We start from the raw sequence: 23931 nt of genomic DNA, 5'->3' as shown, positions 1-23931 counted from the left end.
TACCGGGATATTCAGGTCAAACATGCTGCTGAGCTTCTCATGCGCCAAGGTAGGTCCAAAGCCCAGCAGATGTTCAGAAATAATGGAAAGACATTCTGATTTTAACAGAACGTCATGGCGACGATGACCCGGTTGACCACGACTGGCATGCGTCATGCCTGAAACACTATCTTGATTGAGCTTCTGCAATAACCGGGTAATTTGACGGGTGGAAAGATTCAGGATTTCAGCAGCACGGACTTGGGTAATACGATGATCTCGAACGTCTTGCAGAACTGCAAGACGTTGAATTTCTTTGTCAGACATAGTGATCAGCATCTATATTTTATATCCAGTCCATGGTGATAAAAACCATCATAAACCAGACATTTTTATTGGTGAGAATATAGACACTTTAAATGGGTTCTAACAGATTGATTTCGTATAATGTATATTATGTTAAATCAGATATCTGCGACAGCACTCTTACAAAGTTATTGTGCATTTACCTTATGTATACACCTAGCCGTTAAAAAAATATTGGGAACTTTTATAGATGGCGGATTACCAAAACCAAAGCTATTTTCGATCAGCATATCTATAAATAGTATCAAGATCTTTTTCAATCGAACCAGAAACGATATTGGGTAAAACCTGATTCACCTTCACAAAGATTTTTTCAGGATAACCAACCTGATAGGACTGACAGTCTTTCTGTAAAAAATGATAAAACTCTTGTGCGACAAAATCAGAATCATCCATTTTAGTGCCCAGTGCTTGATTCATCTCTGTAACATTTGCATCATTCATCTCCGTGATCGTTGCCCTTGGTGAAAAATAACGAAATTGAATTAAGGTCTTAGCATACTCACGTGCCAAGGCTTCGGTAGCACCGCGCAAGGCGAATTTGCTGGCACAATAACTGACATAACCCGGATAGCCAATGCTGCCAAAGGTAGAGCCAATATGAATGATCTGGCTTGGCTGATTTTTAGACATCAGTGGAATCATGCCCTGCACCAGTTGCAAGGGATAGACCACATTAATCAGCATCATCTGTTCCATCATTTCCTGTGCCTGCTGTGAGAACAGACTGAAATCATTGATACCGGCATTATTGATGTAATAGTGAATGGGGGTATTCAGTTCGGCCAGCGCACCCAGTAATTCGTTACGGCTGTGCTGCTCGGCCAGGTCACAGCAGATCCCTTGCAGTTGTATATCCGGATAACGCTGTGCCAGTTTTTCACCTAATTTTCGCAAAGTGTGTTCATTACGTCCGACCAGAACCAGATTCAGGCCATTTTTCCCGAGAATATCGGCAATGGCCTGACCAATGCCACCGGTCGCACCTAGAAGAACTGCTGTTAAATTGGACATAGATCACTTCTCTTATCGTTGAATTTTTTAATATAATGCCTCTTCCTGCTTTGCTTAAAAGTCAGGATTCAGGCCCAGTCCCATACAGATATACAATTTACGCTGCTCAAGTGGCACCAAGATTTCACGTCGGCCATGCATAAAGCGTTTGTTATCAATGATCACCAGATCACCATCCTGCCAGTCAATTTCTGAGGTCTGGGTTTCACAACGCTCTGCCAGTTCTGCGAGTAAGTCTGAACTGATCTCTGAACCATCAGCAAAATAAAAACAGGGTTTTTCATAATTGTAAGAAGGCCCGAGTAAGGTATTGGCAAAGGCTGGAACACCCTTGAGATTGTCATGGCGGACCATCGGCATATTTAAATGATAGTGCACTCCCCCATCATGTGCGGGACTGATCCGCTGTCCAGGCACCATCTCGATAAAGCGTTCCAGCTCCTGCTGTCCAACCTGCTCTGCATTTTCAATATTCAAGGCAGTGGCCACATATTTCTGCCAGATCGGTTTGGGTAAATAACGGCTAATGGTCATCGGTTCGGCAAATTTCTGCTTGAGAGCATCCGACATATTTTTCCAGACTTCATGTCCATCACATAAGGTAGTCTGCGAACCGCGCGAAGCACTTTTCTCACTGAAAAAGGCGATGATATCGGGCGGTAAAGGCGTCGTGCCATTTTCAATATGCAGCCCCATGGCTTGGCTACCTGCATCAACTTTCTGGGACTGACGAGTGACATTTTCGCGTGCAGGATCATAGGTCAGCCGTTCGCATAGCCTATTCATGAGTCCACTAAACGAGGTCACGTCATAGTGTTCATGTCTTAACAAAACCCAACCCTGTTCTACCAATTGCGTTTTAATCTGTTTAGGTGTGGTGTACAAAGCTTGCTGTGCAATATTCATGTGTTCTCTCTCATTCAACAGGTCAATGGGTCTGTGAATTAGGCAAAATTAAGTTGGGACTCGTCCGGTATCAGTTCAGCCTGAAACTTTTGCTGAATCTGCTGTCTGCGCAGTTTGCCGTTGTCGGTCAACATCTGGTTGTCTAAAGAAAATGGCTCGGGAGCACGGCACCAGTATTTGATCTGGGCATAGTCCGGCATCCGGCTATTGGCCCGCTGAAGTGCTGCTGCCAGTTGCTGGTCTTGCGTATCATCCGGGGCATAAATCACGGCTGAAAGATGTGGCTGGGCTTCGCCAAAAATGGCAATCTGCTGGATTTCCGGCTCGGTCAGACTGTTGGATTCGACCCATTCCGGAGAAATATTGCGTCCAAAACTGCTGATAATCATCTGCTTGATGCGTCCGGTAATGTACAAATAGCCATCCTCATCAAAATATCCGGCATCACCCGTATGAATATACGGTGTCGCAGTCATGTCATTGACATAACCCAGCATGGCATTACCCTTCACTACTACTTCGCTATTGGCTGCAATCTCAACTTCGACATGCGGTAAAATCCGACCCACACTGCCAATGCGGCATGCACCCGGCAGATTCAGACTGACTACCGAGGCACACTCGGACAGGCCATACCCCTCATAAACCGGAAGGTTAAGTTTCTGGCACTGTTTGAGTAAATCAGCAGAGACTTTCCCTCCACCGACCGCAATAAATTTCAGCGTCTTGAAACCTGCAGCACCGTGTTCAGCGCTATATTCCACAATCGCTTTCAGCATCTGCGGTAATAAAATCACACTTTCGATTTGATAGCTCTGCACTGCATTTACAAACCGCTCTGTATCAAAAGTATGGTTAGATACCAGACCGAACTGGCTCACCTCACCGACTACTACAGCGCGCCCCATCCCCAGTGCGACATAAATGCCGGCAATATTTTCCAGCAAGGTGGCGAATGGAATCAGGCCCAAATGCCGCCCAAGCTGACTGCTGGCCAGTGCCTGACTGAGTGAATGAGTAATTGATTCTATGGTATCTTCTGCCAGACACACGCCTTTCGGTGTTCCGGTACTGCCAGAGGTATAGGTAATTTTTGCCGGCTGCTGGGTTTGTGAAGAAAGTGAAAATTGTACTGCCTGCTCTAGCTGAAAAAAGCGTGCATGTAGCTGGCCAGCAATAAATATCTCATCTCCACTCATGTCTTGAGCCAGATTTAACAGCCATTCTGGTGCAGAGAAAGATTCATCCAGAATACAGAGCAGCTCGGTTTGGCTGTCGGAAAGCAGATGCTGTACTTGAGCTGCAGTAAAAAATAGAGGAACAGGGATTACAGTCATGCCGGCTTTTTGTGCGGCAAGATCGACCACAATCCAGTCCATACTATTTACGCCCCACAAGGCCAGACGTCGCAGATTAAGCTGCATAAAACTGGCACTCAATAATTCTATCCGCCGTTGTAGTTCCGCATAGTTCAGCGTTGCTTGTGCGGTGACCACAGCTTCTCGTTGCGGGTATTGTCGTGCTTGCAGTCTGATACGTTCAAATAAAGCAGTCATCATTTAAATTCTGTGCCTCGGTAATCAAGCAAAATGCTTTAATGACTAAATTGATAAAGTTGACGAGCGACTTGTAGGGCTTCTGCCACATCAATCGCCAGCACATAAGGCTTCTGCTGGTAATAGCTGCCCCACAGGTGCTGTGCCTCTCCTAGGACTTGCGGGTCAGCCTTTTCCAGCACATGAAAACGTAATCCCATCTGTTGCAGCACATAACGCACAGCGGCTGTTCCTGTACATACTGCCCATTCGATGTGTTGCTGCGAGAGATGAAAAACCAGAAACGCTACCATCAATTTGGCTTTGTCCATATCTAGTGCTGCAAGATTGCCAATTTCTACCACTTTGTCTCGACTGACCTGGGTTTGGCTCAGTTTACTTAACATGTTTTCAACGGGTTCATCGAGATACTGTTCCAGAAAGGCATAGGCTTTATTTAAATGCTGCATACCAATCACAACCTGCATCTCGGAGCCGTGATAACCGGCAAACAGGGTCGAAGAGAAGCTCGATACAGTGGCCTGATGGACTTGCTGATATTTTTCCTGAATAAAATTTTCCAGGCTACGGCGTTCAGGTGTCTCGCTTTGTTCTACAGTTTCGACCGTCAAATGTAGCGATTGATCCTGTGCTGAAATTACCGGATACGCCGGAGGTACTTGTAGTAAAAATTTATTGTGATTGATTTGTTTTTTATATTCAGGCTGCTTGAAATATGTATTTAGAAAGTGAATCTGACTAGATAAATAAGGATCAAAACTAAACTTGATCATTTGGCTCACACCACGAAATTAACTTGCTACTCAAGATAGAAGTCCAAACTTAAAAAATTCTTAATTTTGTGCAAAAGAATGTAAAAGCTATGTGTATAAAAAATCCAGAGAACGGCCGGTTTTTTTAAGAGCATTTTAAGATTGAAAATTTAAGTTATTCCTATCTCTCTATTGACTGAATCTGCTTTATGTCTTCCTACCGATCACCTTATAAAGGCACCTCAGGAACGCAGCGTATTTTTAATGCGACCCGTTATTCCATGGCTGGTTTTAAAACCGCCTTTCAAAATGAGGCCGCCTTCCGGCAGATCCTGCTGATTAATCTTATTTTGATTCCTCTAAGCTTTTGGATGCCAGTTAGCCGAGTTGAGCAAGCGCTCATGGTCGCCGTGTGCCTATTGGCGTTGATCATTGAACTGATTAACTCAGCGATAGAGGCAGTGGTAGATCGTATTTCCATGGAACGGCATGAACTGTCTAAAAATGCCAAGGATATGGGCAGTGCGGCTCAGTTTGTAGCACTTAGTTTAATTGCCCTGACCTGGGGCATCATTTTGGCTGGTCATTTGATTTGACCTCTGCTCTTGCTACTGCCTGAAATGGACAACTTAAAAATGATCACTGACCGTTCCCGGTTTTTACTGACCCAAACTTTACTTTTGATCTTCAGTTTTTTGATTCTTCTCAACTTCTTTGACATTGGAGGAGTGCTGGACTTACAGCTCATCTATCCCTTTATCGATGATCATGGTCAATTTCCCCTTCGAAAACAATGGGCACTGGCAGAACTCAATCATCGCTATGTGAAAGACCTGCTGATTCTGGTGTATATCACATTATTACTGGCCTGGTTGGCATCACTAAAATGGCAGAACTGGCATACGCGGCGCTGGGAATTTGGCTATTTCTTTAGCATGGTGGTGCTGACCACGGCCTCGATCGGAATTTTAAAATCTCAGTCGGCCCATGCCTGTCCCTGGGATATGACCATACCTACCCATAACGGGATTTTGTGGGATTTTAGTGCTACTGCGGGCCACTGTTTTCCTGGAGGGCATGCATCTAGTGGTTTTGCGTTGATGGCTGGTTATTTTGTTTATCGCATTTCTAACCGCAAGCGTGCTTATTTTCTTCTGATCGCTGCAGTAATTTTAGGGTTGACCATGGGCTGGGCACAAATGATGCGCGGAGCACATTTCCTGAGTCATAATTTATGGACTGGCTGGATTATCTGGTGCATGAATGTCATTGGCTATACGCTGTTTAGCCATAAACTACCCATAGAAAAGACCACTCCTATACTCTCTAGTATCAGGCAACCTTAACTCCAAAAAAACCAGAAGCTTATTCGCTTAGGCTTCGATTAAAGGAAGCTTGACCTGTACACAAAGGCCACTCAGATTGGTACTTCGCGAAAATTCTAGTGTTCCACCCAAGCGCTCGGTGGCTTTATCTACAATGGATAAACCCAAACCGCTGCCAATTTCTGCATGGTTATGTATCCGGTAGAAGCGTTGCCGGATCTGATTGAATTGAGCAGGATCTATCCCTGCCCCACTGTCTTCAATTTGTAAAACCGCCTGCCGTCCTTGCTGGAAAATAGATACATTAATCACGCCATCCTTCGGACTGTATTTAATTGCATTATCAATTAAATTATAAATAATCGAGTGCAAAGCTGAAACCTGGCCCTGAATCTGCAGTTCCTGTTGCTGTTCTACGCCCAAATCAATGTCTTTCTGTAGCGCCAATTGAATTAGTTCTTCGATACAGGTGACTGTCATTTGATTCAGTGATAGCAATTGAACAGGTTCGCTTAAACCTTCGGTCACATCCTGTTTTGCCAGACTCAATAACTGGTTGACCAGATGCTGCATACGCAAAATGCCTTGACTCAAATTATGGATAGACTCGCTTTGAGGGAACTGCTGTAGCAAAATTTGCAGCTGTAAGTTTAGTGCTGTCAGTGGCGTGCGTAATTCATGGGCAGAATCTGCTACAAATTGACGTTGTTCCTGTTGGGCCAGAGAAATGCGGCCAAACAAATAATTCATTTCCTGAATGGTCGGTTCCAGCTCCAAGGGATAATCTTTCATTGCAATTGGCTTTAAGTCTTGTGCCTTGCGGCTGGCCAATTCAGTTTTAAAATCATTGAGGGGCTGAAAATTTTTCCGGATCATCCAGCCTAAGCCAAATACTGCAAAAGGTAAAAAAAGCACATAGGGAAGAAACATATTGGCTGCCAGCTCCAGAGCCAGTTCCTGCCGGACATTTTGCTGCTGGCTCACCTGAATCTGTAATTGTTTACCAGGAATAATATAAGTTAACCAGGTTCCATAGGGCGTTTGATGCTTGTAGAAACCTGCTTTCCTGACCGGTGCCACCAGAACATCCTGCGGATGCAAGGAAGTGGCTGTATCTGCATAGGACCAGATATCTACAAATAAATCTTCTTCACTGTATTGTTTTGCCAGATCAATTTGGCTTTGTAAGGGTTGCGGATGATTTTCTGAAATGCGCTCTGCCAGACTTTGCATCTGTTTATCCAGTACTTCATTAATTTCTTCGAGCGCAATCCGGTATGCTGCAAAGATTAGCACACAGCCCAGTACCACGCTAAATAATGAAATATAAATAACCAGACGTTTTTGCAAGGAATAACGTTTTTGCATGGTGCTCATCCTAAGCGATACCCTAGCCCACGTATGGTACGTATGAAGTCTTTTCCTAGTTTTGCCCGCAGATGATGGATATAGACTTCCACCGTATTACTGCTGACATCACTGTCAAAATCATAAAGCTTGTCTTCCAGATCATTCTTGGAAAAAATTTTATTCGGATGATTTAGCATGGCCATTAAGATAGACCATTCCCGGTTGGATAATTCTATAGCCTGTCCATTAAACAGAGCGATATGCTGCTCCAGATCTAGTTCCAAACCACTGTGTGATAATTTCTTATTCGTATCTATCCCGGTATTTTTTAAACCACTACGGCGTATTAAGGCATGAATACGGGCCAGCAGTTCCTCAAACTCATAGGGTTTAATCAAGTAATCATCTGCTCCCTGATTCAGCCCATCTACCCGGTTTTGTAATTGATCCCGAGCGGAGATAATCAGTACCGGTAAATTAGGAAACTTCTGCCGGATATTCTTTAGCACCAGCATGCCATCCATCATCGGCAAGCCTAAATCGAGCAGGACAATATCGTAGACCTGCTGCTGTAACTGTTTTAAACCCTCAATCCCATTATTGACCCAGTACACCTCAAACTGATGCAGTTTAAGCAATGTTTCAGTCGACTCGGCAATCATAAAGTCATCTTCAATAATCAGTATTTTATGCATTTCAAGCTCTGTTTTTTAATGATGATGAGCATTGTGCAAGCATATCATTTTTAGCTTCAATCACTTGCGTTTTTATATCCAGCATACTTAATAAGCTGGGGAAAAGATGGTCGTGACTGCGTGCCTGTCCGGTCTGTGTTTTTAAACAGCTTAGCTGCCGGGCATTGTACTGTTGCCAGGTATCGGAAAACCACATCAGCATTGGGATATGGGTTTGCTGAGTGGGCGCCATGCTATAAGGAGCACCATGCAGGTATAAACCATGCTCTCCGGTGGATTCTCCATGATCAGACAGGTACCAGAAACCGGTCTGATATTGAGTCTGCTGCTTTAAAGTTTCAATGATCTGGGCAAGAACATGGTCTGTATATACAATCGAATTATCATAGCTATTCTTTAATTCTTCTGTACTACAGCCCTGAATAGCATTGGTATTACAGGTCGGTTGAAATGGCTGATATGGCGCTTTGGAACGCTTGTAATATGCGGGGCCATGACTACCCATCTGATGCAGTACAATTAATTGTGGGGTCGGGTTGTTTTTATCCAGATGTGCCAGATAATCTTTCAGGCTATCCACTAGGATTTCATCAAAACATTCACCACCGGCATCACACCACTTCTGTTTCAGTTGTGCCGGAATCTGGTATTTTTGTACCCGGTCACAGGCACCTTTACAGCCCGAATTATTATCAATCCAGGTCACCTGATAACCGGCCCGCTGCGCAATATCCAGCAGACCTTCTCGGTGGCTGGCTAGCTGTTCATCATAGGTTTTACGTGACATGCCCGAAAACATACAAGGGACTGAAACGGCTGTTGCAGTTCCACAGGAGCTGACCTGATTGAAATTAATTACCGATAACTTGCTCAGTTCAGGATTGGTATTGCGCGCATAGCCATTTAAAGCGAAACTCTCGGCACGTGCAGTTTCTCCAACAACCAGCACCATCAATTTGGGATGATCCTGCATTTGGGCCTGCTGTAACAGATGAGCATCTTCGCCAAAAGCCACCAAAGGTAAATTCGCTTTAGGTGCTTTCTTTTTATAATAGGACAAGGTGGACGCGATGCTATTTTGTGGAGAAAGCATTCCCTTCAGATCACGATGCTCGCGGAAGATGGCCGCATAATCGATATAGAAACAGAACAATAAGCCTAGAATCAGTCCGAGTGAGACTACACTGCTCAAGCCTTTTTGTAAGATTTTACGCCCCAGCGATGCAGGCTGAATTTGAAGCATCCAGACGATGCCGAGTGGAAATATTACAAATCCCAGTGTCCAGATCACCAGTCGCATTGACCAGAGATCACGAACTTCGCGGGCATCGGTTTGCAGCATATTCTGGATCTGGTCTGGCGTAATAACGACCCCCAGACTATTGACAAAGTAAGCACTGAAACCACCCAGAATGATCAGGGCGCTGGCCAGTATTTTGGCGTTCCATTTCCAGTTCAGCCACTGTAATACCAGATTGTAAAACGCAATAATGATCAGCGCCGTAGCGACCAGTAACAGACCTGCTTTTAGATTGGCATAAGGCGTAAATTCATGGATTTTCTGATAGAAAGCAAAGTTTAGGATCAATCCCAGCCACATAGCCAGCAACATGTTGAAGCCTGAAAGACTAATCGACTTTTTAGGTCGCTGACTAAAAAAGGACGAATGGGAAAACAGCTTCAGCATGATCCGTGGCTCAAAGACTTTAAGATGCTTTAGCCTAGAATCTGAATCTTAAAAATGACTTAAAATGATTGGATCATTTCATAATATATGCAAACCCGCTCTTCTTTATTTCAAACTCAGAAGAATAAAGATAAGTCCTAACATATGTAGAATCTGGCTAGGCGCAAAATACAGAAAAAACTTCCATCCCCCGGTCACAAAAGAATTGATACTTTTAGACACCGCATGTGCCGCAAGTCCAATCATGACAGCATAAATTAAAGTCAGGTTGTGAGGATTTCCCTGTATCACCACACCTGCTACAGCAGCATGCACTTCAAATAAAGAGGCTAAAAAAGTGCCTAAAATTAAGCCGCTATCCCCCAGTAAAAGATTCGCACCGTAAATCCCAGCCTGGATTAAGGTCAAACTTACCGCAATAATTACTGCTTCTTTTATACTGAACATCCGGCTATCAATTTCTTGTATTTCATTGATGGTCGTACTGTTATCCGCTTGGGGAGTTCGATAAATCAAGAATCCGGCAGCAATACATAAAATTCCGATGCCTACCAAACTCGGAATCAGCAAGAACTTGAACCATTCTACGCTCACTCCCAGAACAATCAGCAAGAGCTGTAATAAGGTGGCAATACAGGAGATCAATCCAGCACCTGCATTTAATTTAGCACTGGCCTGTCCGGATCGGACTTGCATGCCCAAACTGGCAATCGTGGCCGTACTGGAGACAAACCCCGAGGCTAAGGCAGATAAAATGAGAGCCTTATCATTGGACAGGATTCGTTTTGCCACATGTGCCATGGACTGAACAATCAAGATTAAAATGAGTAATTTCAAGATGATATAAGGATTTAGTACGGCGCCCCACAAGGGCTTATTGGGCATGACCGGCAACGCAATCAATATCAAAGCCAATAAAAGTAGCCCATCTCTTAACTCATAGCTTTGGATCGTTTTTCCGGCAAATTGATGTAGTGTCTGTTTGCCCATCAGGATGATCGTGAGTAGTACCGCCATCCCTGCAGCAAGTGGAATATTCCATACACAAACAGCGCCAATGATATAGGTCATCAAAAAAGCCAGTTCAGTGGTAGAACCGATATCTTGTTTTTGTTGAAACAGGCTATACACACAGAACAGGCTGACCGCGACGGCTCCTATTACTCCAATATAAAGATGCAAAAGGAAACATGAAGCCCCCAATAAGGCTGTAATCGTAAATGATCTTAATCCTGCAAAACTCTGCTCATTGTTATTGTTTTTATGACGTTCACGCTCAAGCCCAATTAAAAGCCCACAGCCTAATGCCGACAGCATGATGGTCAGTAATTCCTGAAAAGATAAACTTTGCAAAAGCATATTCAAGAGCATTCACCTTGTGTCATCCAGTGACTGTACGTATTTTTAGTATATAAACAGTTTTTTAAAGCAGCACATCAATTTAACTGCTGTATCTTTAAATTCTAGGCTATAGATAGCTGTAAATTATTGCATTAGTCCGCCATTCATCCTTGTTGATGGTCTACCTAACTCCTTATTCTTAGTAGATCAGTTTAATCAAAATTACGGAAGTTAATAAGCTTTTAAATCTAAAATATTTTAATCCTACATCAGCTCCAGGATTAGACAGACTCTGTTTCCCCGACCTGATGATAGGCACGATTAAAATAAACCAGGGCTTGATCTTCCTGATTCTGTTGAATGGCAACAATCGGACAAATCAAAATCGTATGTGTACCAACTTCCTGGATCTGCCCAATTTCACAATCAAAGCTCACCAGTGCATCTTGAAGTACAGGAGAACCTGTTTCTAATTCAGTCCACTCACCCTGTTCAAATCGTTGTTCAGAACTGAATTTTGAAGATGCAAAAACATTTGAAAGATGCGCTCGATCTGCACTGAGTACATTTACGCACAGCACTTTATTTTCAACAAAGTTGATATAAGAACGCGATGATTTATTCATACAAACCAACAATGTCGGTGGTGTGTCGGTCACGCTACACACGGCAGACGCAGTAAAACCATGACGACCTGAATCTCCCATCGTGGTTACTACATTCACTGCACTTGTTAATAAAGACATTGCGTTTCTAAAGTCTGTCGCTTCAACCATCACCGTATTCCAATATTCAGCTTTTTATAAAGAGCGTTATATCACTCAAATGATACTTTCAATCTTTTAAAAGCATCATGGATTCACTTTAATTAGCGAGATAATTCCTGACGAATAATCTCAGCACCTGCACTGAGTGCATTGAGTTTGCCACGAGCCACTTGGCGACCAAGTGGTGCCATGCCACAGTTGGTTGATGGATAGAGTTTGTCTGCATCCACAAACTGAAGTGCTTTACGCAACGTATTTGCCACTTCTTCAGCTGTTTCAATTTGATTACTTGCGACATCAATCGCACCGACCATGACTTTTTTACCACGAATCAACTCAATCAAATCCATCGGAACACGTGAGTTATGGCATTCGAGCGACACAATATCAATTTTTGATTTTTGCAGTTTCGGAAATGCTTCTTCGTACTGACGCCATTCTGAGCCTAAGGTCTTTTTCCAATCGGTATTGGCTTTAATACCATAACCATAGCAAATGTGTACCGCAGTTTCACACTTCAAGCCTTCAAGTGCACGCTCTAAAGTTGCCACACCCCAGTCATTCACTTCATCGAAGAACACGTTAAATGCAGGTTCATCAAACTGGATGATATCCACGCCAGCCGCTTCAAGCTCGCGAGCTTCCTGATTCAGGATCTTGGCAAATTCCCAAGCCAGTTTTTCACGGCTCTTGTAGTGACCGTCATATAGCGTATCAATCATGGTCATTGGACCAGGCAGTGCCCATTTAATCGGTTGATCTGTGAGAGAACGTAAGAATTTGGCATCTTCAACAAAGACAGGTTTTTGACGAGAAACTTCACCCACGACTGATGGCACGCTCGCTTCATAACGATCCCGGATTTTGACCGTTTCACGTTGATTAAAATCTACACCTTCTAGATGCTCAATAAATGTGGTCACAAAATGCTGACGGGTTTGCTCACCATCGCTGACAATATCAATGCCTGCTTGCTGTTGTTCATGTAGGGACAAACGCAGTGCATCTTGTTTTGCATCGAGTAATTCCTGGCCTTCCAATTTCCAGGGTGACCAAAGTTTTTCAGGTTCTGCCAACCAAGACGGTTTCGGTAAGCTGCCAGCAGTTGATGTTGGGAGTAGCTTTTTAGGTTGTAAAAGTGCCATGTCTAATCTTCTATCTCTATATTCGTAAAATAATGTGGTGTATTAAGCAGCGCGTTCTTGGTCGGCAATATTGGTGATCGTGAACTCGGCAGCCCATTGCTCCAGAATGTCTTTATAAGGCTGGATAAAGTGTTCTTCCGTCCACTTCCCTTGCTTCACTGCCAATTGACCACGCTCAACACGGTCATACACAATTTGAGTCAATGAATAATCTGGATACTCAAGGCTGGGTTGATACACCTGACCCGCAGCAGAATTCGCATTATAAATTTCAGGACGATAAATCTTTTGGAAGCTTTCCATGGTGCTGATCGCACTGATCAACTCCAGATCGGTATAATCACATAATAAGTCACCTGCGAAATAAAATGCTAAAGGTGCAGCACCATTTTCAGGTTTGAAATAACGGACGGTTAAGCCCATTTTGGCGAAGTATTCATCGGTACGTGAATACTCATCATTTTTATATTCCACACCCAATACAGGATGCACATTCGCTGTACGGTAATAGGTTTTCGAGGTCGAAACGCTCAAACAAATCACCGGCTGTTTTTTAAATTCTGCTTTAAATACTTCAGAACTGACGAGATATTGATAAAGCTTGCCGTGTAAATCACCAAAATTTTCTGGCTTGGTCGAGGCTGGATTTTTCTTGATATGTTCAGGAAGTACCACGCTAAAATCATAATCGCGGACATAAGACGAGAAACTGTTGCCAATCATGCCATCAATACGCTGATTGGTTTGATGATCAATAATCGTGATTTTTAAAGTTTCAATTGCAGGGAACTTTTTGCCATTTCCTTCAATATCCAGGTCAACTGAAATAATATCGATTTCAACTGAATAACGATCTGCTTTTGGGTTATCCCAATGTGCCAATGCATTAAAACGGTTATTGATCATTCGTAGAGTGTTACGCAAATTCTGTTCGCGACTTTCGCCACGTGCCAAATTGGCAAAGTTCGTCGTCAGACGTGTGCTATCTGCAGGTTGATAGTTTTCGTCAAAACGAATGCGCTTAATTGAACATGCAAACTTTTTACTCATTGTGATTCACTACCCTAAGTTCTAATAACCAAATTTCTGAATAAGCCTAGTTATACGTGAACGTTAAGATGAATAAAAATGATTTAAACTCAATGAAAAGTGAATATTACTCATGATTGGTTGTTCTTAAGATATCAAGATCACTTAATGAAGAAAAATATGAAAGATTTTTTCTATGAAATTTTAGGGTTTAATAGATGATAAAATAATGAATATTAATAACTTAAGATAAATTCTATCGAATATTAAGTGGATGAAATTGAGGGGTAAATTCAAAGAATGGTTTTATAGCTTATTAGATGCAATTTAGAAGTGAATGAATGAAACTCATCTAAAGTTTAGAAAATATCAGTCCATTCACTCTGTTTAATTTCATTTAAATCATTCGTTAGAAAATGTGACTTGAAAAAATCCGATTCAATTCAGCAGAAACAAGCTCTCATATTATGCAAATTCCAGCCTATCTCTCAGCACCCAAGAGTAATCACCCAGATATGCACTTAATATTGATTCACTCTAAGTCTAAACTCTTGATGAGTGCAGATGAGAATTTGGTATCTGAGGTCGTTCTATCATCAATAGATAACCTCAACCATCGCTGAGACCTCAAAATTCTTCCCGCTGTAATTCATTCACCGTTTGCTCCTGCTTTGCAAACCACTGATCACGACGTTCAAATAAACGTGGTGCCGCTTGATTGACCTGATCGATCAAAGCCTGTAAATCGGCATTGATCAAACGGCCATTTTTAACCACAGTCTGTCCCGCCACCATCGTCATGACCACATCTTGGCCTTGAACTGCATGGACTAAATTGGTATGCAGATTAAATAATTTTCCATGATCGATCAACGGCGTCATCCGTGGTGTATCCAGTTTGACTGCAATCAGGTCAGCCTGTTTACCGACTTCCAATGAACCAATTTCATCTTGCATACCCAAGGCTTTAGCTCCTGTAATCGTAGCCATTTGACAGACTGACCAGGCATCCAGGGCGGCCGCATCCAGCGAAGAAAATTTGGCCAGCAATGATGCCGTTTTCATTTCTTCAAATAGATCCAGGTTATTGTTTTCTTTTTCTCCGTCAGTACCCAAACCCACCGCAACGCCTTGACGTAGCATTTCAACCACAGGCGCTGCACCGGAAGCCAATTTCATGTTGGAAATAGGATTGTGCGCAACCCCTACGGCATGTCGCCTTAAAATCTGAATCTCATTTGCATCTGCCCAGACGCAATGTGCCAACAATGTTTTAGGCAGATCCAGCAAGCCCAGTTTTTGCAGACTCTCAATCGGGCGAATGCCTGAACGGCGCAGGTTTTCCTGTACATCAAATTGGCTTTCATTACTGTGGGTATGAAAACCAGTTTTATAATCCTGACAAAGTTTCTCAATACGGCTTAATGCTGAAGCTTCCGCATAAAATAGGTGCTCTAAACCCACCCAAACCTGAATACGTCCATTCGCCTGCTGATGCCAACGGTTGATTAAAGCCTCATTACTTTTTAAAGTTTCAAAATAATTGTGATCCGGGTGCTCCGCGACATAAGGCACAAGAACAGCACGAATTCCCAACGCTTGCGCAGCTTCAGCACTTCCGTCCATATAGCGCCACATATCGACAATAGTGGTGGTTCCAGACAAAAGTGCCTCGGCATAACACAAATAAGAAGCAATTTTCGCATCTTCGGGTGTCAACACCCGGTGCATGGGGTCAATATACTGCTGTAACCAATCCCAAACTGGTAATCCTTCTGCCGTGCCACGCAATAAACCGGAATGACAATGGGTATTGATCAAGCCCGGCATCAGGATCGTTTGTGGGTAATCCTCAATGAGCCCCTCTGGATAGCATTGAGTTAATTGCGCCAATGTACCCACTGCTTTTATTTGGTCGTCCTCAATCAGTATCGCGCCATTTTTAATGCATTCATTCTGCGCATTCATGGTAAGGACATAGGAAGCTGTTAAAATTTTCATGATTTATACTCAAATCTATTCTATTTATGATGAATGGCTGCGGTTATGGCACGAAGGTTTTGCCTAAAGAAGATGGTAAATTCATTTTCAACACTTTTTTATTCCGCGAAATCATGACCAGTACCACAATGGTGGCTATATAGGGCAATGCGGCAAGCAGCTCGTTCGGAACCTTGATTCCAAGCGCCTGGGCGTGAAATTGCAAAATGGTTACGCCCCCAAACAGGTAAGCGCCGAGCATTAAACGTGTTGGTTTACACACCGCAAATACTACCAGTGCAATGGCAATCCAGCCGCGGCCTGCCACCATATTTTCAATCCACATCGGGGTATATACGGTCGATAAAAATGCTCCGCCAACCCCTGCCATCAAACCGCCAAATAGCACTGCGCCATAACGAATCGCCAACACGTGATAACCCATGGTATGCGCACTTTCCGGTGACTCTCCAATTGCTTTAAGCAATAAGCCCAAACGGGTTTTCGCCAAGACAAACCACACCAGAAAGAAGACCAAGATCGACAGATAAACCACATAGTTTTGTTGGAACAAAATCGGACCCAATACTGGAATATCCGCTAATAGTGGAATATTAAAATTAGCCAGACCCGGCAAAGCCATACTGACGTAGTTCTGACCCAAAAATGCAGAGATACCGAGTCCAAAAATGGTTAAAGCCAAACCACACGCGGATTGATTGGTACTTAAAGACAAGGTAAAAAAGGCAAAAATCAGGGCCATCAGCATGCCTGCCAGACCACCCATCAATAAGGCACTTAATACACTGGCATCGTATTGCGCAGCAAAAGCAAAACCTGCAATTGCACCGACCAGCATCATCCCTTCTACTCCAAGATTAATCACACCAGTCCGCTGTGTGACCAATTCCCCCAGACCTGCGAAAATCAGTGGTGTTGCTGCCGCAACAGTACCTGCAAGAATTGCGGTTAATTCTAAAGCCATATCATGCTTCCTTTTGCTGTAGACAACATTGGGTTAAAGGGTGGTTGCTGTAGGCTGAGGGACCGGTGACGCCATTTTTTTGCTAAACCGGTAACGGTTTTCAATTAAGGCATCGGAAGCCAACAGGAAAAATAACAGCAGGCCCTGGAAGATACCGGTAATCGCGACCGGAAGCTGGAGCTGCATTTGTGCCATTTCACCGCCCAGATAAATCAGCGCCATAAAACAGCCTGACAGCACAATACCGATAGGGTTTAAACGCCCGAGATAGGCCACGATAATCGCTGCATAGCCATAACCTGGGGACAGGTTCGGATTCAGCTGACCAATAGGTCCAGCCACTTCACAGATTCCGGCAATACCTGCCATCATTCCGGAAATCACCAGACTCATCCAGATCGCTTTGGAGGAAGAAAAACCTGCGTATTTGGCAGCTAACGGTGCCTGACCGCTGACTTCCAGTTTATAGGCCGTTAGACTTTTACGCATAAAAACCCAGAACAGGAGGACTGCAAAAAAAGTGATAAAGATAGAGGCATTAATGCGTGTGCCTTCTACAATGAAGGGCAGCGTTGCACTCTCACTAAAAACCACCGATTGTGGGAAGTTCATCCCTTCAGGATCACGCCAGGGACCATTGACCAGATATAGCAACACACATACTGCAACATAATTCATCATCAGGGTGGTCAGGGTTTCTTCGGCATTAAAATGGGTTTTCAGTAAGGCAGGAATTGCGCCCCAGAGTGCCCCACCAAGTGCGCCCATGACGATCATTAACGGGAGAACCCACCAACCGATTTGATCATGAAATAAAATCGCAATACCACCGCCAAAAATTGCCCCGATGGTAAGCTGACCTTCAGCACCAATATTGAATAATTTGGCTCGAAATCCAACCGCCAGCCCCAAGGCAATCAGAATCAGAGGCCCGGCTTTCACTGCCAGTTCACTCCAACCATAAGAGGAAGTCAGCGGTTCAATAAAGAAGATGTACATGGCTTGCGCGGGATTAATCCCCAACATTAAAAATAAAATGCTACCGACAATCAGCATGGCCAGCAGCGCAATGAGCGGTGAAAGCCACTTCATGATGTGAGATGGATGTTCACGCGGTTCCAGTAAATGCATGTCGCTCTCCTCTCAACCTGTATATTTGTTTTTTGGCTATATTAAGCATGAGCTTGCTGCTCCTCTACGATGATCGCAGTGTCATGACTTGAAATACCTGACATCAAGACCCCAACATTTTCAGTATTGGTTTCATGGGTAGGCATCGCTGGAGATAGTTCACCATTGGCCAATACACAGAGACGATCACTGATTTCAAACAGCTCTTCTAATTCTTCTGAAATCACCAAAATGGCAACACCTTGTCGAGAGAGATCAATCAGGGTTTGCCGGATAAACATGGACGCGCCGACATCAACACCCCAGGTCGGTTGAGCCACAATCAGGAATTTCGGATTTTGCAAAATTTCCCGGCCTACAATAAATTTTTGTAAATTTCCACCCGACAAGGAACGTGCTTCAGCCTCTGCACCACTGGCTTTCACCCCGAATTTTTCAATACAGTGCTCGGCAAAAAGCTTACATTGCAAAAACTTGATTAATCCCCATTGCGTCAGGTTCTGCCGAAATGCAGTCAGTAAGGCATTCTGGGACAGTGTCATGTTCGGAACTGCTCCTCGGCCCAAACGTTCTTCAGGGACAAAGCCCAGGCCCAAGTCACGCCGTTGTCCAGGACTGAATCGGGAAATATCGATTTGATCCAGAACCATCCGGCCATGTTTCAGGCTGTTTTCACCCGACAATAAAGACAGTAATTCTGCTTGCCCATTGCCAGAAATCCCGGCAATACCGACAATTTCACCGGCACAAATATTTAAATTGATATTTTTCAGCGACACGCCAAATGGGTCATCAGACTGGTAAGCCAGATTCTCGACTTGGAATAGCACCTGTTTTTCACCTGTATATTCAGGGCGTAGATAGGTCGGTAAATCACGGCCAATCATTAAACGTGCTAAATCACTGGTGCTGTTTTTTTTAGGATCGACATTTCCGGTCACACGGCCATTGCGCAAGATGGTTGCTTCATCACAAAGTTCTTTGATCTCATGTAATTTATGACTGATATATAAAATTGAAACGCCTTGGGAGGCCAATAAACGTAAGGTTTTAAACAGTTGCCTTACTGCTTGTGGCGTCAGTACCGAAGTCGGCTCATCTAGAATAATTAAAGCCGGGTTTTGCAAAAGGCAGCGAATAATTTCGACACGTTGCCGCTCACCTACCGATAAAGAATGTACTTCGCGGCGTGGATCAATGGGTAAACCGTATTGTTCTGAAACTTCAATGATTTTTTGGCTCAGTATTTTTAAGTTAATTTTTTCATCCAGTCCCAGCAAAATATTTTCTACTACGGTCAAGGTTTCAAACAAAGAGAAATGCTGATAGACCATGCCAATCCCGAGCTTTCTTGCCATCGACGGGTTATCAATATGAACTTCTTTACCGTTCCAGAGGATTTGTCCCTGATTTGCCTTGGTTGCCCCATAAATGATTTTCATCAGGGTACTTTTGCCAGCACCATTTTCACCCAAAATGGCATGAATTTGCCCAGGTTGAACGGTTAAATGTATCTGGTCATTCGCTTTCAATGAATTGTAACTTTTACAGATATTGATGAGCTGTAAACGCGGTACACCTGAAGAAGAACGTGCGTTCAACTCTTGCGCATGAGCAGATCTATCGTGTTGAGAGGTCATCATCAGTGCCCTATTCAATGCTGTGACAGTGCGGCATCCATCTGAAGCGTGCAGGCATTCAGATGGATGCGGGAAAGTACATCAAAGTATTTAAAGTTTTTTGAATTGCAAAATGACAAAGCTTTATTTCGGTAATGAACCCTCTACGCCCTTCACGTAGTAATTCATTTTGCTTAGTGCCGCATCATCTAGGCGCTTGCCCTTTGCCAAGACCAATGTGCCATCCTGTTTATGAATCGGGCCGGTAAATGGATGCAATGTGCCTTTTAAAATACCGTCACGTACGCTGAGTGCTTTTGCTTTAGAGGCTGCCGACACGGAAGGACCAAAGCTTTCAATATCGACTGCTTTTTGTTTCACGCCGTACCACATTGCACTTGGTTTCCAGGTTTTATTGCTGACTTGCATCATTACCGGGGTGTAAATTTTTTCCCAATGTAAAACCGATGCGGCAAGATGCGCTTTAGGGCCAAATTTGCTCATGTCAGAGTCCCAGCCAAAAGCAAAGACACCTTTTTGTTCAGCCGCCTGTACCACTGCCGGAGAATCGGTATTTTGCATCAGCACATCTGCACCTTGAGCAATCAATGCCAAGGCTGCATCACGTTCTTTGCCCGGGTTAAACCATGAATTCACCCAAATGACTTTGGTTTTAATTTTTGGATTTACACTTTGTGCACCGAGGGTATAGGCATTGATATTACGGATGACTTCAGGAATCGGAAAAGACGCAACTACACCCAAAACATTATTTTTGGTTTTTTGCCCTGCGACCACACCCAGCATATAAGCGCCTTCATAGGTACGGACATCATACACTCCTAAATTTTTCCCCTGCTTATAACCGGTTGCATGCATAAATACTGTATTGGGAAATTGCTTGGATACTTTCTCCATTGCATTCATATAACCAAACGAAGTCGCAAAAATGACTTTATTGCCTTGTTGTGCCAGGTTGCGGATCACACGTTCGGCATCTGCTGTTTCAGGGACATTTTCGATATAAGAGGTTTTATATTTTCCTGCGAGGGTTTTTTCAGCCTTAATCCTGCCTTGATCATGAGAATAGGTCCAGCCATGGTCACTGGTTGGGCCAATATAAACAAATGCGGCTTTATCTTGGGCCTGAACATTGGCGACAGCGGCCATGCTCATCATACCGCTTGCCATTAACACCCCTACCAATTTTTTCAATCCGGTTTTGAAGCTATTTTTTTCTTTCATTTTATTCTGCTCTTGGTTGTTCTGTGTCATGCAACACATGCTTTAAAATGACTTCACTCAAATGTGCTCAGTCTGTTCAAGATATAATTAGCAATAAGTATTCCAGTTTTTATCAAAAATAATAAAAACAGGCTTTTAAAATAAAATGTTTTTGTTTTTATGATTTAATTAAAAAGTAATGGGATTAAAGTAATAAATACTAAGCTTGTAGTTGATATAAAATTTAATTTAATAAAATGATTTATTTTTATTATTGCTTATTAGTAGTGCGATAAAATAAAACGCTTTAAATTTGTGCACTCTTTTTTTAATCGAAGCTTCATATTTTTCATGAGCAAAGATAGATGTAGATGATAGAACCATGTATTAAGGTTTATTGAGGGAATAGGATTATTTTGATATAAGCTATTAATATTAAAATAGATTAATAGTATTTTTTAATAATTGGATTTAGCCTGTAATGCACCGAAAGATTAATGTCTTACAGATATTTTTCTTTTCTCTCCTCATTGAAGGAGATTGGAACTCACTAATCGAAGCTTGCCTAGATTGATTTATTTTAATTTTCGAATTTTGAAAATATTAATCAATTTTAATTAAGAAATAAGGAGATATAAATAATATTTTGATCATTCAAAAATAATATAAATAAAAACCACTATATTAAAATATAGGGTTTCTGTTTAAAATTTAATCCATATTTTTAAATTTTAAAATATATTAGACAACATAACGTTTACTTAATCCCCACTCGGCTAAGATTCGACGATAGGTCGTTGAAGAGCGATCTGCTTCAAAATGCGCTTCCATGGAAATATCGAGCGGTAATTCTTCAGGTTTCTGGCTTTCTACCATGTCCTGATCTTCGGCAAAGATTTGTGCATTGAAGTCATATACCGCCTGTAAATCTCCTGTCGTATCGAAGTTGCGTGTCAGTGGTACAAATAAACGGGTTTTATTGTGTGAGACCGGACAACAGGCATTGAGAATTTTTAATTGTCCCTGTTCTGGGAAATGTACGGTTAGCACCGCAGAAAACGGTGGATAGACATCAAATACACGTTTCCACAAAAAACCTTCCGGTGCCAGATCTTGCATACCATGTGGATAGTTGCTGACACTGCTAACATATTCGGTATGCAGGCCGTAATCTGTACGTGCTGTCGTGTATTTGGGTACAACCTGATTTTCAGGATCTGCGAAAGACCCCTGATGAACCCAGGCAAAATGTGCAACATCAATAAAGCCTTCCAGTTGACGGCCACTTGAACCGGCAATATCCACAAACGGCGGTAAAATTGCCTGATGATCTGACATCTCCCAAGTATCTAAAACAGGGAAATTGGCTTTGGATTCGTCACGGCCAAAAATACTGGTCCAGATCAAGCCATATTTTCGCACTACTGGAAATTTAGTCAGAGAAAAGCGCTCAGAAATACTGGTCAGCTCGGGTTGTGCAGGAATTTTGATACATTTACCCTGGCCATTGTAGTGTAGACCATGGTAAGGACAGACCAGATTTTCACCCGAAACCCAGCCCTTGGTTAAGGGTACACCCCGATGTGGACAAATATCACGGACCAGATGAATATCGCCACTTTCTGTTTTGTACAATGCCAGTTTGACATCAAGCAGGGTTACTTGTTGCGGTTGGGTAGAAACGTCCTGAATCCGTGCCACCGGATACCAGTGACGAGCCAGAATGTCCCAGTCCTGATCATCAAACTGGCTATAGCAGGGTTTTTTGAATAAATTGATGACTGGAATTGCGTTCATATCAAACCTATATTTTTACTGTGGATGGTCTCTTTTTACAGGCCTTGAACAGTGCAGAACTGTGCAATTTTGGCTTTGCTTCTAATTGAAATTACTGAATTTATTGTTATTCTGTCTATTAGAATGATTCGTACTATTCATTCTTAAAATTAGAACACATCAACCATGTACAAATGTACTTGCCGAATAAAGCTGCCTTCTTTGGCATAAAACTCGCATAAACACGTTTATCTCAAATATTGATATAAATAAACGGTGGTTCTTCGCTTGACTAAATTAATGAATACGCCTTTTTCCCGATTTTCAGAATATTTTATCGCGGTGGCGAAAACGGGAAGTTTACGCAAGGCCGCAGATCAATTATTCATTTCCGTGTCTGCAGTACATAGGCAAATTGCTCTGGCTGAAGAAGAACTGGGAATTATGTTATTTGAGCGCTTGCCCAATGGTTTAAAACTGACACTGGCGGGCGAATTACTCTATGCCGATGTTATGAAATGGCAAAAAGAATTCCAGCAAACCCGGATTCGCTTTGATGAAATTCAGGGGCTTACGCGTGGGACCATCGAATTTGGTTTAATTTCTGCCTTGAATGATGGTTTTGTCATGCAGTCCGTGCAATATATGTATGAACATTATCCCTGGATTAATTTTAATATCCGGGTTGCAGACAGTGAAATTGTAGCCAAAAAAGTGATTGAGGCAGATCTGGATTTTAGCCTGATCCTGAATCCAAAATCCCATCAACATATTGAAGTCCTCCATTTTCTGGAACTGCCTTTAGGTTTTGTGATGGGTAAATCACATCCTCTTGCTCAAGCAGAAAAGATTTATTTTTCAGATACCTTGAATGACAACCATTTTATTCCGGCCGAACCCCTGATTATTCATGATTATGTACAGGCATTGTATAAACATCATCAATTTATACCTGCACGTAAAACGGAATCGAATGATATACGCCTGATGAATACTCTCATTAAGGCGAATTCCGGGATTGGAATTTTTAGTTATCTCGATGTTTTACCCTATGTCGAGCGAGATGAAGTGGTCTTTAAACCTATCTCTGAAAAAGGGCTGCATCCGCTGACCATTGCCCTCTGTGTGGCGCCTAAACGCCAGATTTCACGCGTTTCCCAGTTGATGATCAAACATATTATTGAACAAATGGAAGCCTTAAAAAGCAAGGTGCAGCAACTGTAGTATTTTCATACCTAAATAACAAAAACCGCGATAACTAAAATCGCGGCTTTTATTTAATATTAATGATGAAATTAACTGTT

21 protein-coding genes are annotated in these 23931 nt (G+C 42.8%); 3 read left to right on the top strand and 18 right to left on the bottom strand.

All coding sequences use genetic code 11. From position 1 onward, the window contains the following. The 5 genes from ACIG3F_RS10925 to ACIG3F_RS10905 all read right to left on the bottom strand — a co-directional run. Positions 1 to 318, bottom strand: a 318-nt coding sequence (locus ACIG3F_RS10925; protein ID WP_396470053.1) for a helix-turn-helix domain-containing protein, incomplete at its 3' end; no start/stop codon positions are given. A 240-nt stretch (positions 319 to 558) separates the two neighbouring features. Next, the gene (locus ACIG3F_RS10920) at positions 559 to 1359 is read right to left on the bottom strand and encodes an SDR family oxidoreductase (RefSeq protein WP_396470052.1); all 801 of its coding nucleotides are present in this window, start codon (positions 1357 to 1359) and stop codon (positions 559 to 561) included. A gap of 54 nt (positions 1360 to 1413) precedes the next feature. Further along, positions 1414 to 2265, bottom strand: coding sequence for a TauD/TfdA family dioxygenase (locus tag ACIG3F_RS10915; protein WP_396470051.1), 852 nt, complete (start codon positions 2263 to 2265; stop codon positions 1414 to 1416). A 38-nt stretch (positions 2266 to 2303) separates the two neighbouring features. Next, a complete protein-coding gene (locus ACIG3F_RS10910; protein ID WP_396470050.1) occupies positions 2304 to 3821 on the bottom strand; it encodes an AMP-binding protein in 1518 nt (505 codons plus the stop codon). Between the two features lie 38 nt (positions 3822 to 3859). Further along, positions 3860 to 4594, bottom strand: coding sequence for a thermostable hemolysin (locus tag ACIG3F_RS10905; protein WP_396470048.1), 735 nt, complete (start codon positions 4592 to 4594; stop codon positions 3860 to 3862). 188 nt (positions 4595 to 4782) lie between these two features. Here ACIG3F_RS10905 and ACIG3F_RS10900 point away from each other — a divergent pair, with 188 nt between their 5' ends. Continuing rightward, positions 4783 to 5169, top strand: a complete 387-nt coding sequence (locus ACIG3F_RS10900; protein WP_005107001.1) for a diacylglycerol kinase — start codon at positions 4783 to 4785, stop codon at positions 5167 to 5169. Between the two features lie 39 nt (positions 5170 to 5208). Continuing rightward, entirely contained in the window at positions 5209 to 5919 is a 711-nt protein-coding gene (locus ACIG3F_RS10895; protein ID WP_120385344.1) for a phosphatase PAP2 family protein, read from the top strand. A gap of 27 nt (positions 5920 to 5946) precedes the next feature. Here the strand turns inward: ACIG3F_RS10895 and ACIG3F_RS10890 are convergent, their stop codons facing one another. From ACIG3F_RS10890 to ACIG3F_RS10830, 13 genes are all read right to left on the bottom strand, one after another. Beyond that, entirely contained in the window at positions 5947 to 7266 is a 1320-nt protein-coding gene (locus ACIG3F_RS10890) for a sensor histidine kinase (RefSeq protein WP_396470046.1), read from the bottom strand. 5 nt (positions 7267 to 7271) lie between these two features. Beyond that, complete coding sequence (locus ACIG3F_RS10885) at positions 7272 to 7943, bottom strand: response regulator transcription factor (protein ID WP_396470045.1); 672 nt, start codon at positions 7941 to 7943, stop codon at positions 7272 to 7274. Position 7944: 1 nt separating this feature from the next. After that, on the bottom strand, positions 7945 to 9630 hold the full coding sequence (locus ACIG3F_RS10880; protein ID WP_396470044.1) for a phosphoethanolamine transferase: 1686 nt from the start codon (positions 9628 to 9630) through the stop codon (positions 7945 to 7947). Between the two features lie 105 nt (positions 9631 to 9735). Beyond that, positions 9736 to 10989, bottom strand: coding sequence for an MgtC/SapB family protein (locus ACIG3F_RS10875; RefSeq protein WP_396470056.1), 1254 nt, complete (start codon positions 10987 to 10989; stop codon positions 9736 to 9738). Positions 10990 to 11252: 263 nt separating this feature from the next. Beyond that, a complete protein-coding gene (locus ACIG3F_RS10870; RefSeq protein WP_005246437.1) occupies positions 11253 to 11747 on the bottom strand; it encodes a flavin reductase in 495 nt (164 codons plus the stop codon). A gap of 92 nt (positions 11748 to 11839) precedes the next feature. Continuing rightward, on the bottom strand, positions 11840 to 12883 hold the full coding sequence (locus ACIG3F_RS10865; RefSeq protein ID WP_243474380.1) for a methionine synthase: 1044 nt from the start codon (positions 12881 to 12883) through the stop codon (positions 11840 to 11842). Positions 12884 to 12925: 42 nt separating this feature from the next. Then, positions 12926 to 13933: a DUF1852 domain-containing protein gene (locus ACIG3F_RS10860; protein ID WP_396470043.1), complete on the bottom strand. Its 1008-nt coding sequence runs from the start codon at positions 13931 to 13933 to the stop codon at positions 12926 to 12928. 606 nt (positions 13934 to 14539) lie between these two features. Then, positions 14540 to 15913, bottom strand: coding sequence for an amidohydrolase family protein (locus ACIG3F_RS10855; RefSeq protein ID WP_396470042.1), 1374 nt, complete (start codon positions 15911 to 15913; stop codon positions 14540 to 14542). Positions 15914 to 15956: 43 nt separating this feature from the next. After that, positions 15957 to 16877: an ABC transporter permease gene (locus ACIG3F_RS10850; protein WP_396470040.1), complete on the bottom strand. Its 921-nt coding sequence runs from the start codon at positions 16875 to 16877 to the stop codon at positions 15957 to 15959. 33 nt (positions 16878 to 16910) lie between these two features. After that, positions 16911 to 18008, bottom strand: a complete 1098-nt coding sequence (locus tag ACIG3F_RS10845) for an ABC transporter permease (RefSeq protein ID WP_071850703.1) — start codon at positions 18006 to 18008, stop codon at positions 16911 to 16913. A gap of 41 nt (positions 18009 to 18049) precedes the next feature. Next, positions 18050 to 19651: an ABC transporter ATP-binding protein gene (locus ACIG3F_RS10840; RefSeq protein ID WP_071850702.1), complete on the bottom strand. Its 1602-nt coding sequence runs from the start codon at positions 19649 to 19651 to the stop codon at positions 18050 to 18052. Positions 19652 to 19771: 120 nt separating this feature from the next. Then, positions 19772 to 20872: a BMP family ABC transporter substrate-binding protein gene (locus ACIG3F_RS10835; RefSeq protein ID WP_005251735.1), complete on the bottom strand. Its 1101-nt coding sequence runs from the start codon at positions 20870 to 20872 to the stop codon at positions 19772 to 19774. Positions 20873 to 21592: 720 nt separating this feature from the next. Next, entirely contained in the window at positions 21593 to 22648 is a 1056-nt protein-coding gene (locus ACIG3F_RS10830; RefSeq protein ID WP_396470039.1) for a Rieske 2Fe-2S domain-containing protein, read from the bottom strand. Positions 22649 to 22927: 279 nt separating this feature from the next. On the opposite strand from ACIG3F_RS10830, the gene ACIG3F_RS10825 reads away from it, so the two are divergent. After that, a complete protein-coding gene (locus tag ACIG3F_RS10825; protein WP_396470055.1) occupies positions 22928 to 23851 on the top strand; it encodes a LysR family transcriptional regulator in 924 nt (307 codons plus the stop codon). The last annotated feature ends 80 nt before the right edge of the window (positions 23852 to 23931 follow it).

The organism is Acinetobacter sp. NPDC052428, assembly GCF_044547685.1.
Lineage (GTDB): Bacteria > Pseudomonadota > Gammaproteobacteria > Pseudomonadales > Moraxellaceae > Acinetobacter > Acinetobacter lwoffii_G.
The sequence above is the reverse complement of the archived record's forward strand: the minus strand, read 5'-3'. Positions and strand labels throughout refer to the sequence as shown.